The organism is Curtobacterium sp. RIT-PI-V (assembly GCF_025642935.1).
Classification (GTDB): Bacteria; Actinomycetota; Actinomycetes; order Actinomycetales; family Microbacteriaceae; genus Curtobacterium.
The window spans coordinates 252,489-264,404 of sequence record NZ_JANZKM010000002.1 but is presented as its reverse complement, the minus strand read 5'-3'; the positions used below and the strand labels follow the sequence as shown (position 1 = coordinate 264,404).

At 71.2% G+C, this 11,916-nt stretch carries 12 protein-coding genes; 6 read left to right on the top strand and 6 right to left on the bottom strand.

All coding sequences use genetic code 11. From position 1 onward, the window contains the following. From OGL88_RS03360 to OGL88_RS03345, 4 genes are all read left to right on the top strand, one after another. On the top strand, positions 1 to 1,325 hold a 1,325-nt coding region (locus tag OGL88_RS03360), incomplete at its 5' end, for an FAD-binding oxidoreductase (RefSeq protein ID WP_308202599.1). Next, positions 1,322 to 2,164 (top strand): creatininase family protein, encoded by an 843-nt coding sequence (locus OGL88_RS03355; RefSeq protein ID WP_123313201.1) that lies wholly within the window; start codon positions 1,322 to 1,324, stop codon positions 2,162 to 2,164. The genes OGL88_RS03360 and OGL88_RS03355, both read left to right, overlap by 4 nt. 98 nt (positions 2,165 to 2,262) lie before the next feature. Continuing rightward, positions 2,263 to 2,766, top strand: coding sequence for a pyridoxine/pyridoxamine 5'-phosphate oxidase (locus tag OGL88_RS03350; protein WP_308202598.1), 504 nt, complete (start codon positions 2,263 to 2,265; stop codon positions 2,764 to 2,766). Between the two features lie 46 nt (positions 2,767 to 2,812). After that, positions 2,813 to 3,316 (top strand): AAA family ATPase, encoded by a 504-nt coding sequence (locus OGL88_RS03345; RefSeq protein ID WP_263089557.1) that lies wholly within the window; start codon positions 2,813 to 2,815, stop codon positions 3,314 to 3,316. A 13-nt stretch (positions 3,317 to 3,329) separates the two neighbouring features. On the opposite strand, the gene OGL88_RS03340 is transcribed toward OGL88_RS03345, so the two are convergent. The 6 genes from OGL88_RS03340 to OGL88_RS03315 all read right to left on the bottom strand — a co-directional run bounded on the left by OGL88_RS03340 (position 3,330) and on the right by OGL88_RS03315 (position 9,491). Further along, positions 3,330 to 4,319, bottom strand: coding sequence for a carboxypeptidase-like regulatory domain-containing protein (locus OGL88_RS03340; protein WP_263089555.1), 990 nt, complete (start codon positions 4,317 to 4,319; stop codon positions 3,330 to 3,332). A 107-nt stretch (positions 4,320 to 4,426) separates the two neighbouring features. Further along, a complete protein-coding gene (locus OGL88_RS03335) occupies positions 4,427 to 5,539 on the bottom strand; it encodes a Gfo/Idh/MocA family protein (RefSeq protein ID WP_263089553.1) in 1,113 nt (370 codons plus the stop codon). Beyond that, on the bottom strand, positions 5,536 to 6,336 hold the full coding sequence (locus OGL88_RS03330; RefSeq protein WP_263089551.1) for a ThuA domain-containing protein: 801 nt from the start codon (positions 6,334 to 6,336) through the stop codon (positions 5,536 to 5,538). The genes OGL88_RS03335 and OGL88_RS03330 overlap by 4 nt, the downstream gene beginning before the upstream one ends. A 47-nt stretch (positions 6,337 to 6,383) precedes the next feature. Then, positions 6,384 to 7,274 carry a carbohydrate ABC transporter permease gene (locus OGL88_RS03325; protein ID WP_111084887.1) on the bottom strand — a complete coding sequence of 297 codons (891 nt, stop codon included), beginning with the start codon at positions 7,272 to 7,274 and terminating at the stop codon, positions 6,384 to 6,386. Next, on the bottom strand, positions 7,271 to 8,131 hold the full coding sequence (locus tag OGL88_RS03320; protein ID WP_111084886.1) for a carbohydrate ABC transporter permease: 861 nt from the start codon (positions 8,129 to 8,131) through the stop codon (positions 7,271 to 7,273). The genes OGL88_RS03325 and OGL88_RS03320 overlap by 4 nt, the downstream gene beginning before the upstream one ends. A gap of 148 nt (positions 8,132 to 8,279) precedes the next feature. Next, a complete protein-coding gene (locus OGL88_RS03315) occupies positions 8,280 to 9,491 on the bottom strand; it encodes a sugar ABC transporter substrate-binding protein (protein WP_205464016.1) in 1,212 nt (403 codons plus the stop codon). A gap of 174 nt (positions 9,492 to 9,665) precedes the next feature. Between OGL88_RS03315 and OGL88_RS03310 the strand changes: the two genes are divergently transcribed. Further along, a complete protein-coding gene (locus tag OGL88_RS03310) occupies positions 9,666 to 10,682 on the top strand; it encodes a LacI family DNA-binding transcriptional regulator (RefSeq protein ID WP_205464017.1) in 1,017 nt (338 codons plus the stop codon). Positions 10,683 to 11,174: 492 nt separating this feature from the next. Beyond that, complete coding sequence (locus OGL88_RS03305; RefSeq protein ID WP_263089547.1) at positions 11,175 to 11,912, top strand: acyl-CoA dehydrogenase; 738 nt, start codon at positions 11,175 to 11,177, stop codon at positions 11,910 to 11,912. Positions 11,913 to 11,916: the final 4 nt, after the last annotated feature.

The window sequence follows — 11,916 nt, the reverse complement described above, 5'->3', positions numbered from 1 at the left end:
CCGAGCTCGTCGCACTGCTCGGCGAGCGCGGCGTGAGCGCCGACGAACGCACGCGGGCCCGCGCCTCCGTCGACGAGGCCACCATGAGTCCCATCCTGAGCGAGCAGCTGCCCCTCGGCCTCGCCGACCTCGTCGCATCGCCGGCCAGCGCCGACGACATCGCCGCCACCCTGCAGGCCGCGGTCCGGCACGGCGTCCCCGTCACCACCCGCGGGAAGGGCACCGGCAACTACGGCCAGGGCATCCCACTGCACGGCGGCCTGGTCCTCGACACGTCGCGGGCACGCGCCGTCGTCGAGGTCGGCGACGGCTGGATCACCGCCGAGGCCGGCGCGTCCATGGTCGCCCTGGAGCAGGCGGCCGCCGCCACGGGCCAGCAGCTCTGGATGTACCCGTCCACCGCGCAGTCGACCATCGGCGGCTTCCTGTCCGGCGGTTCCGGCGGCACCGGGTCGATCGCGCACGGGTCGAACTGGCAGGGCTTCGTCACGGCGCTCGACGTCGCGCTCCCCGGCGCCGACGAACTGCTGCACGTCGAGGGCGACGAGGCGCAGCCGTTCGTGCACACCTACGGCACCGCGGGCGTCATCGCCCGCGCCACCGTCCGGCTCGAGCCGCTGCAGGAGTGGCGAGCCGTCTACGCGGCGTTCCCCACCTTCGAGGACGCGCTCGTCGCCGTCCGCACGCTGCGCGGACTCGACCCGGTGCCGCGGCTCGTGAGCGCCGACCGCGCCGAGATCGCCGCGACGCTGCCGTCCGACCTGGCCGTCCCCGACGACCGTGCGAGCCTGCGAGCGATCATCGACGACGTCGTGCTCGACGAGGCCCGGGCACGCATCGAAGCCGCCGGCGGTGAGGTCCTGGACATCCGCGAGGGGCTGCAGCAGACCACGAAGGTGTCGATGCTGTCGTACAACCACCCGATCTGGTGGCTGAAGCGGAACACGAGCGACACCGAGTACTTCCACGTCGAGGTCGGCGGTGAGGCGCTCATCGACCGGATCGCCGAGGTCGAAGCCGTCTACCCCGGTGGCATGCTCCACATCGAGGCCGCGCACGTCGGACCGATCGGGATGCTCACCGCGCCGTACACCGGGGCCGAGGACGTCTACGCCGGCTACCCGGTGCTCCGCGGACTCGGCGTCCGGGTGCACAGCCCGCACCAGTACTACGTCGACCACGGCGTCGAGGAGCTCGTGGCGCTGAAGCAGCGCACCGACCCCGCGGGGCTGCTCAACCCCGGGCACGTCATCGACCCGTCGCTCGTGGTCAGCGGTGGCTCCACCGCGTCCGCGCAGCCCGTCGTCCCGGGGTTCGGCAAGTGAGCGCCGGGGTCGGCACGGTCCGCTCGCGTCGGCTCGCGGAGCTGTCCGGTCCGGCCGTCGCTGCGGGCTTCGGGCCGGACACGATCGTCGTGCAGCCCACCGGCGCCGTCGAGCACCACGGCCCGCACCTGCCGCTCCTGACCGACCACCTGCTCGCCGAGCACATCGGTGGGGCGGCTGTCGAGCAGGCAGCCGCCGAGGGGCTGGACGTCTGGCAGCTCCCGACGCTGTCGTTCACGAAGTCCGACGAGCACAGCTGGGCGCCCGGCACGGTGTGGCTCGACAGCGACACGATGTTCGACACCGCCGTGCAGATCGGTCGCGCGGTCGCCCTCACCGGTGCCGGCACCCTGGTGTTCGCCAACGGGCACGGCGGCAACGTCGCCCTGCTGCAGGTCGCCCTGCGTGAGATCCGGAAGCGCTACGGGTTGAAGACCTTCCTCATGCCGACCCTCGCCCGCGTCCCCGGCCCGGACGGCGAGGACGCGGACGAGCTCGGGCTGGGGATCCACGGCGGCGCGGCGGAGACGTCGATGATCCTGCACCTGCGCCCCGACCTGGTCGACATGTCGCTCGCGGAACGCTGGGTGCCGGAGCACATCGCCGGCTTCGAGAAGATCGCGTTCAACGGCGGCCCGGTGTCGTTCGGGTGGTTGTCCGACGACTTCGGGACCCCCGGGGTCGTCGGCGATGCCAGCCGGGCGACGGCGTCGTACGGTGCCGTCCTCTGGGAGCACTCGGTCGCCGAGGCCGTGACGTCGCTGCACGAGATCGCACGGTTCGACCCGGCGGTGAGCCGTCCGGCGGTGGCCCGTCCCGCCGACGCTGCGGTCTCGTGACCGTGCCGCGAGGGGTCGACGATGCGCCCGTGCCGACGGACCCGTTGACCCTCGCGGCATCGTGGCTCCCCACCGCGGCGGACGCCCCGGGTCCGACCATGACCCTCTCCACCGTCGGGCTCGACGGCTACCCCGACGCCCGGACGGTCCTGCTCTCCCTGTTCGACGGGGAGCGCCTGCACTTCCACACCGACTCGCGCAGCCGCAAGGCCGCCGAACTCGCGGCGGTGCCCCGTGCCGCGCTGACCCTGCACTGGCCCGAGGCCGCGCGACAGCTCGTGGTGGTCGGTGACGTGGCGCCCGTCTCCGACCACGAGGCCCGTGCGGCCTACGCGGCCAGGACGCGGTACCTGCAGGTGCTCGCGTGGGTCAACGACCACGCGTCCGCTGCGGACACGCCGGCCCGGCGCCGGGAGGCCTGGGCGGCGTTCGGCCGTGAACGGGCCGGCACGGACCTCGAGCCGCCGAGCACGTGGGCGGGGTTCGCACTCACACCGGTGCGGATGGTGTTCTGGCGCGGGGCGACGGACGCGGCGAGCAACCGGCTCGCCTACCACCGGCGCCCGAACGGGTCGTGGTCGCGGGAGTCCTGGCCGGGGTGACCGCGCGCCGGACCGCCGGAGGCTCGTGCGGTCCTAATGTGGTGCTGTGTCGAAGGTGCTGATCACCGGGATGTCGGGAACCGGGAAGTCGTCCGCGCTGAGCGAGCTCGCGTTGCACGGGTACCGGGTCGTGGACACCGATGATCCCGGGTGGCGCGAGTACCGGGCGCTGCCGGATCCACCCGACGAGGCGCACCAGGGCGAGTGGATGTGGGTCGAGGCGAAGATCTCCGGGCTCCTGGACGCGGTGGACGACCGCTCGCTCTTCGTCCAGGGGTGCGTCCGGAACCAGTCCGAGTTCTACGACCGGTTCGATGCGATCGTGCTCTTGAGCGCTCCGCTGGACGTGATGCTCGATCGGGTCGCGCGCCGCACGACGAACCCCTACGGGAAGACCGCGATCGAGCGCCGCATGATCGAGGCGGATCTCGTCGAGGTGGAGCCGCTCCTCCGCGCCGGGTGCACGCACGAACTCGACGCGGCTCGACTTCTGCACGAGGTGGTGTCCGACCTGATCGCCATCGCGTCGTCCGCGAGCGCGTCCGACTGAGGAACGTCGATGGTCAGCGCGACGCTGCCTCCGGCACCGTTCCGCCCCACCCGTTGAACCCGCCGAACACGACCTTCACCGGGACGGCCTGCGCCCGGTCGGTCACGTACCGGTACACGCCTCCCGGACGGCCGAGCCACAGGGAGCCCGCCGGCGTCGTGGTCGTCGCCGTCGTCCGGAGCTCGACCACGTACTGCCCGGAGGGGATCTGGAACTGGGCCGTCTGCTCGTCGTCGAGCAGCGTCGAGAACCGGGTCGAGAACGACGCTCCGCTCGTCGCCTCCGTCACCACGACGCTCGCGCCACTGAGCTGCGGCGACGGGGTGCGGGACGCCGTGTTCGCGAAGACGGCCAGGTCGTAGTCGCTGTGCGCGTAGTGCTGCGACAACGTCACCTGCGACGCCGGGAGCGTCCCCCGCTGCTGGTACACCCGCGTCTTCCACACGGCGGGCGACGCCGTGCCGCTGGCGTACGCCTCGATGCGGTACTGACCGGTGCTCAACCCGAGGAACCGGTACCGTCCCGCGCTGTCCGAGGTCGTCCGGAACACCTGCGAGGTGTCCTCGTTCCACGCGTACATCGGTCGTCCGGCAGCGGGACCCGAGGGGCCGACCACCCCACCCTCCACGGTGGCGCCACGGACGAGCGGTACGGTCACCGCGATCGTTGTGCCACCGCGGACCGCGATGTCCGAACGGAGTCCGGGGGCGTAGGTGTCCGTTCCGTGCGGCGGGAGTTGCCGTGTGGTCACCGTCACGGTGTCCGGGGCGGGGATGCCGGCGAACGTCGCGGTGCCGTCGACGTCGGTGGTGGCGGTCCCGACGACGGCGTCGGTGCCGATCGCGGCGAGTTCGACGTCCGCCAGCCGGATCGGGGTGCCGTCCGGCCTCGCGAGCTGCACGGCGATCGTGCCCGACCCGGCCGCGTTCGCCGGCGGCGCCACACCGATCAGCGCTGCCGTTGCCAGCGCCACGATGAGTGTCGTCCCGATGATCTGTCGCATCGCGTTCCCCGATCGCCCGCCAGCCACGTGTTGCGTGGGACGGTACACGCACGGGAGGCGCGGTGCGGGTCCGACCCGCACCGCGCCTCCTGGACCGCCAGCGTCGCTCAGCCGAGCGCGGCCGTGTCCGGCGACCCCGTCGCGAGCGCACCGCGCACCGACCCCCACGACGCGAGCCGCTCGCGGATGCCTTCGTCCTGCTCGACCTCGAGCGCCGTGGCGTGGGCCTGCTCGAGCACCTCGTCGATGACGATGCGCCGCCCGGTGCGGGCGGACGCGATCGCGGCGTCCACCATCGTGAGGCTCATCACGTTGCCGTGCACCTCGCCGTCGGGGCGCTCGCCGGAGCGGACCGCACGGACGAAGGACGCGAGGGCACCGGCGATCTCGTTGCCGACGCTCGGGGCCGCGTCCGGTGCGCCCGGCGTGCCGTCGAGGTCGCTCCACGGGTCGTGGTCGCCGTCCCACAGCGCCGTGCCCGCGGGTCCGGAGGCGCGCCAGTCGCCGTTCCACGAAGTCTCGGCACCCGGTGCGCACCACGAGCCGTCGTACACGTAGCGGACGTCGTCCTCGAACGTGAAGACCGCGGCGGCCGCGGCGTCGCCCCGGTACCAGGACCACGACGGGTTCCACGACTCGCAGTACACCGACACCGGGTCCCGCTCGAGCACGTAGCGTGCGGAGTCGAACGCGTGGATCGCCATGTCGAGCAGCAGGACGTCGTCCATCTCCTCGCGGAAGCCGCCGAAGTGCGGGGCCTTGGCGAAGCGCGTGCTCAGCCCGCCGACGCCGCCGAGCCCGCGGACGTGCTGCCGGAAGGCGACGAGGTGGTCGTTGTACCGCCGGGACTGCGACACCATGAACAGCTTGCCGGTGGCCTCGGCGGCGGCCGCGAGCGACAGTGCCTCGGCGACCGTCTGCGCCGCGGGCTTCTCGCCCAGGACGGGGAGTCCGGCGCGGAGGGCCTCGAGCGTGACGGGGTGGTGCGCTACCGGGACGGTGATGTCGAGGACGGCCTCGGCACCGGTCTCGGTGGCGAGGGCGGTGAGGTCGGTGCCGACGGGGATCGTCGGGTCGCCGGCGACCGCGGCTCCGGCCCGGGCGGCGTCGAGGTCGAGGTCGACGATGCCGACCAGCTCGACGTCCGGGTCGGCCGCGACGGTGGCGAGCCAGGCGCGGCCCATGCCGCCGGCGCCGACCTGCACGACGCGGAGGGTCATGCCTGTGCCCCTTCGTGCTCCTCGACCGGTGCGTCGTCGAACGGGCCGCGGTAGTGCTGCCCGTCGAAGTACTCGCCCAGGTCGTAGCGGCGGAGCGTCGGGATCTCACGCTCGCGCTCCGGCCGCGCCCACTCGGTCGCGTTCGCGATCACGCGGCGGACGTCCTCGTGGTGGTACACGGGGAAGTCCTGGTCGCCGGGCGAGAAGTAGAAGATCTTCCCCAGGCCGCGGCGGTACGTCATGCCGCTCCGGAACACCTCGCCGCCGGTGAAGCCCGAGATGAAGACGAGCTCGTCAGGGGTCGGCACGTCGAAGTACTCGCCGTACATCTCCTGCTCGGGGATGACGATCGGGTTCGGGACACCGCGGGTGATCGGGTGCTGCGGGTTGACGGTCCAGACGAGTTCCTGGTCGTGCTCGCTCCGCCAGCGCAGGGTGCACGTGGTACCCATCAGCTTGCCGAAGATCTTCGACCAGTGGCCGGAGTGCAGGACGACCAGGCCCATGCCGGACAGGACGTGCTTGTGCACCCGGTCGACCACGGCGTCGTCGACGTCCTGGTGCGCCGCGTGCCCCCACCAGGTCAGGACATCCGTCGCGGCCAGGACCTCGTCGGTCAGGCCGTGCTCGGGCTCCTGCATGGTCGCGGTCCGGACGACGGCCTCGGGCAGGTTCTCGCGGATGCCGTCGGCGATCGCGCCGTGCATGCCGTCGGGGTACCGCTCGGCGACGTGCTGCTCGACCTGCTCGTGGACGTTCTCGCCCCAGACGGTGATGCGCAGCGGGGTGGTGGTCATGGTGTGCCTTTCTGGCTGGGTTGCGTGGTGGCGTCGGTCCGGGGCCGTCACTTGACGGCACCGCCGAGGGCACCAGCGGAGATGTACTTCTGCGCGAAGATCAGCAGGACGGCAGCGGGCAGGGACGCCAGCACCGAGGTCGCCATGACGGGCCCCCAGTCGGTGACGTTCGACCCGATGTAGTTGTAGATGCCGAGCGTGATCGGTCGGACCGCGGTGGTCGACGTCAGGGTCAGTGCGATGAGGAAGTCACCCCACGCGCCGAGGAACGTGAAGAGCGCCGCGGTGACGATGGCGTTCCGGCTGATCGGCACGACGATCGACACGAATGCCCGGAAGTCGCTGGCACCGTCGACGAGTGCCGCCTCGACCAGGCTCGGCGGGATCGACTCCATGAACGCCCGCATGAGCAGGATGGCGAACGGCACCTGGACCGCGCTGTCGGCCAGGATCAGCCCGACGTAGCTGTTGAGCAGCCCGATGTTGTTGAACAGCGTGTACAGCGCGTTCGCGATGACGATCGCCGGGATCATCTGGGTGATGAGCAGCACGAGCAGGAACACCCGGCCGCCGCGCATCCGGAACCGGGCCAGCCCGTAGGCGGCCGGCGTCGCGATGGCCAGCGTCAGCAGGACGGTGCCGAGGCCGATGATCATGCTCGACAGGAAGTTCTGCCCCTGCTGGGCGAACGCCGCCTCGTACCCGGCGAAGGTGGGGGAGAACGGGAACCACGTCGCCGTGGCGGCCCCGGACGTCGCCTGCAGGCTGGTGTTCACCATCCAGTAGACGGGGAACACCATGATCGCGAGGAACACGCACCCGAGGATCGTGAACGGGATGCCCTTGGCGGAACCGCGCGGGCGGGGTGCCCGCGTGGTCCGCTTCGTCGTGATCGCGCGGGTGGCGGTGACGGTCTGGTTCGCGAGTCCGACGCTCATTCGTCGACCGCCTTCCGGGAGATCGCGATGTAGACCATCGCGAAGACGAACGAGACGACGATGAGCACGTTGCTCACCGCGGCTCCGATGCCGAACTGGAAGTTGATGAACGACTGGTGGTACGCGTTCGTGGCGAGGGTCTGCGTCGAGTTCGCCGGCCCGCCGCCGGTCAGGCCGAGGATGATGTCCACGACCTTCAACGTGTAGACGACCCCGAGCACGACCACGACGCTGACCACCGACCGGATGCTCGGCCACGTGATGTACCAGAACGCCTTGAACCCGGTGGCGCCGTCGAGCGATCCGGCCTCGTAGAGCTCCGGCGGGACGGACTGCAGGCCGCTGTAGAGGATGGTCGTGTTGAACGGGATGCCGAGCCACACGTTGACGCCGATCACCGCGATGAGCGCGAGGCTCGGGCTGACCAGCCACGGGACCGGGGCGATGCCCACCAGGCCGAGGAGCTGGTTGAGTGCCCCGCTGTCCTGGTCGAGCAGCCACTTCCACACCGCGCTCGAGGCGATGAGCGGCAGCAGCCACGGCAGGAGCAGCAGCCCCCGCAGGAAGCCCGACAGCGGGAAGTGCCGACGGAAGAACAGTGCGAGGCTCAGCCCGATGACGAACTGCAGGATGATCGAGCCGGCCGTGAACAGGGCGGTGTTCACGAGGCTCGTCGTGAAGACCGAGCTCTGGAACACCGAGATGTAGTTGCCGAGCCCCACCCAGGGGGCTTCGCCGGTGAAGAAGGTCGCCGTCGTGTAGTCCTGGAAGGACATGATGATGTTCTTCACGACCGGGTAGCCGAAGAAGACGGCCACGAAGACCGCCGCTGGCACCACGAAGAGCCATCGGGTCACGCCGGATCGGAACCGGGCTCGTCGCTGCCCGGGTCGGGGGGTCACCACGGGCGGGATCGTCCGTGGTCGTGTCTGTGTCGAGGCGCTCACGCCGGGGTCCTTTCCTGCACGCCGGAGGGAGCCGACCGGTCGGCCGGCTCCCCGTGGACTACTGCTCTTGCGACTGCGCCTGCTTGAGCGCTGCCTCGGGGCTGGCCTTGCCGGTGAGGGCGAGCTGGACGGCGGTGTAGATCTTCGTGGCGGCCTTGGGCCAGTCGGGTCCGAGCTCACCGGTGCGGGCGCGGGCGGTCTGCACCGTGGTGACGAAGGACGCGACCTGCGGGTGGTCCTTCGCCCAGGCGGCGCCGGCCTCGAGGTTGGTCGGCACGTTGCCGCTCACCTCGGACAGGGTCTTCTGCATCTTCTGCGAGTGGAGGCAGCCGACGAACTTGCCGGCGAGCTGCATCTTGTCCTTGTCGCCGGTCTGCGGGACGGTGAACGCCTCGCCGCCGAGCGGTGCGACCGTGGCCTCGCCGGTGCGCGTCGGGATCGGCACGCTGTCGAACTCCAGGCCCTTCTTCTCGTTGAGCGCCGGCAGCTGCCAGGGGCCGTTGATCATCATCGCGGCCTTGCCGGCCAGGAACTGGTTGTTGACGTCCGCCTGGGCCCAGTTGATCGAGCTCTTCGACATCGAGCCGTCGTCCTGCAGGTCCTCGACGAGCTGCAGCGCCTGGGTGGCGTCCGCGGTGGCGATGTCCTTCTCGTCGCCGCCGTTCGACCAGAAGAACGGCAGGAACTGCCAGGTGCCCTCGTACGTGTTGATGTTGCTCATCGCGAAGCCGTAGGTCGAGCCCTTGGTGAGTGTCTTCGCGGCGGCCTTGAGCTCGTCCCACGTCTTGGGCGGCTGGACGCCGGCGTCCGCCAGGAGCTTCTTGTTGTAGTAGAGCGCGATGGAGTTCGTGTTCGACTGCAGGCCGTAGAGCTTGCCCTTGTAGGTGCTCGCGGCCTTCACGCCGGGGACGTCGCCGTCGGCGTCCAGACCGTAGTCCGACAGGTCGGACAGGGCACCGGAGGAGGCGATCTGCTGGACGTCGGGGTTGTCGAGCATGAGGACGTCGGGCAGCGTCTTCGACGATGCCTGCTGCAGCACCTTCGCGATCAGGCCGGCGCCGGCGACGTGGTTGATCGTGACCGTCGCGCCGACGTCCTTCGCGCACTGCTTGTAGACCGGGTTGTAGTTCGCGTCGTAGTAGTCCTCGATCGTCAGGGCCTTGCTGCCGCCCGACGAGGCCGATCCGGAGCCGGAGCAGCCGGACAGGACCAGGGGGATCGTGGCGACGACGGCGACTGCGCCGACGAGGGCGCGCGTCCGGCGGGACATGGAGGGGAATCTTTGCTTCATTGCAGAGCTCTTCTCTTGACGGATGCTGGGGCAGGCACGCATCGACGAGGCCGCTGACGTCATCGTCGCTGTGCTCCTGGGGCGAGAAGCTAACAGATAAGCGCTTCACCTGTAAAGCGCTTTTCTGACTTCGTGCGCGCTAGGATCAGCGCCATGGCCACGATGCAGCAGGTCGCCGATCGGGCGGGGGTCTCGATCGCCACCGTGTCCTTCGTGGTGAACGGGACGAAGTACGTGACCCCCGGCACGACCGCGCGGGTGAAGACCGCGATGCGCGAGCTGAAGTTCCGCGGCAACGTCGTCGCCCGGGCCCTGGCGAGCCGGCGGACCCGGATCATCGCGCTGTTGTTCCCGACCACCGGCAACCGCTTCAGCCCGACGACCTCGCAGTTCTTCATGAGTGCGGCGGAGCGGGCGTCCGAGCGGGGACACCACCTGGTGCTCTGGCCGGTGGACCCCGCTGGTGACGACCTCGACGACCTCGTCTCGGGTGGGCTCGTGGACGGCGTCATCCTGATGGAGGTGCGGATGGACGACCCCCGCGTCGCCGTCCTCACCGACCTCGGCGTGCCGTTCACCCTGATCGGCCGGACCCGCGACAGCAGCGGTCTGCCCTTCGTCGACATCGACTTCGAGACGACCATCGAGGACAGCCTCGACCACCTCGAGACGCTCGGGCACCGCCGCTTCGGACTCGTGCTCGAGGACCTCGAGGGCACCCCGATGGCCGGCTACGCCCCGCACCTGCGCGTCGAGGCGACCTTCCGGCGAGCGATCGCCGAGCGCGGGTTGGCCGGAACGGTCGTCACCGCCGGGCCGGGCAGCGACGGCGGACGCCAGGCCACGAGCGACCTCCTCGCGGCGGACCCCGACGTCACCGCGCTGCTCGTGATGAAGGACGACTCGTCCGCCGGCGTCCTGGTCGGCCTCTACACCGCCGGCCGGCGGGTCCCCGAGGACGTCTCCGTGCTCAGCATCGCGTCGTCCGAGGCGAACGCCGACCAGCACTACCCGCGGCTGTCGACGATGGTCGCCCCGGGCCAGGAGCTCGGGATCCGTGCCGCCGACGCCCTCATCGAGCAGCTCGACGGCACGTCCGACGACCTGCCGCACTTCCTGCTGCCGTGCACGCTCCGCACCGCGGAGTCCACGGCCCCCGCGCCCGCCTGACCACCTGACGGCCCCATCCGAGTCTCGGCGCCGCGTCCCCGAGACTCGAGCGCAGCGACAGTCCTCGCGCCGGCGCCCCCGAGGACTGTCGCCCACCCCGAGACTCGGCCCGCGCCCGTGACGTGGCCAGGAGACGGACGGGAGGCGCGGGGCGGGCCCGCACCGCGCCTCCCGTCCGACGGGTGCTCACGTGACCCGCCCGCGAGACTCGCGCACAGCGACTCGCCTCGCACCGTCGGCCCCAAGGACTGTCGCCTACCCCGAGACTCGGCAATGCGCCCGCCCACCCACCGGCCGATCGTGATCCTGGTGCTCGTGTTCCGCCGCTCGATCGTGTCGGGCCTCACCTCCGGAGCCGTCAAGGGGTGACGCGTCCATTGATTCCTGAGGGATAGTCCGCCAGGATCGGAGCAGACGTCGATGGCGACGGCCGGGACCAACCACCCCGGCCGTGGCCGCCACCGATCGGCGTCACGGATCAGGAGACTCGTCATGGCTGACAGCACTGCGCCCCCGCGCGCCCGCACCCACGGCCGTCGCGCCGCGGACGACACCGCCCGCCGCACCCGGCGCCGCAACCGGGTGTTCGCACTCGCTGCCGGCGGGGTCCTCGTCATCGGTGGCGCGGGCTACACGCTCGCGTCCTGGACGGACACCGAGTGGGTGTTCGGCGGCGACGGCTCGGGCGGGCCGGGCGTCGGCACCTCCGGGTTCGAGGTCGAGCAGAACGTCACGGCACCGTTCGCCGCGGCTGGCTTCACCTCGGACGAGACGCACCCGGGCCAGGCGCTCCGGTTCACCGTCGACGCGCTCGCCCTGTCGCCGGGCACGGCGACCTACGCCCCCGTCGCGCTCCGCACCACCGCCGACTCGATCGCCGGCGACCTGGTGCTCCGAGCAGCGGTCCCGGCGTCCGGGGTCACGGTCTCCGACGCCGACGACGTGCTGTGGAACGCCCTGCAGGTCCGGGTCGCCGCGATCACGGACACCACCGCCGTGTGCGACGCCACCGCGTTCGACGTGCCGTGGACGAGCGTCGCGTCCGGGCCGCTCGGCACGGCTGCCGCGACGATCGCGCGGCCCCTCGCCGCGGCCGGCGGGTCGACGCAGGTGTACTGCTTCGAGGTCTCGCTGCCGGAGTCGCCGACGCTGCCCGCCGGCACCACGGTCAACGCGCTCCAGGGGCGGACGGCCGCGCCCGCGTGGCAGTTCGCCGCCGAGTCCGACTGAGCGC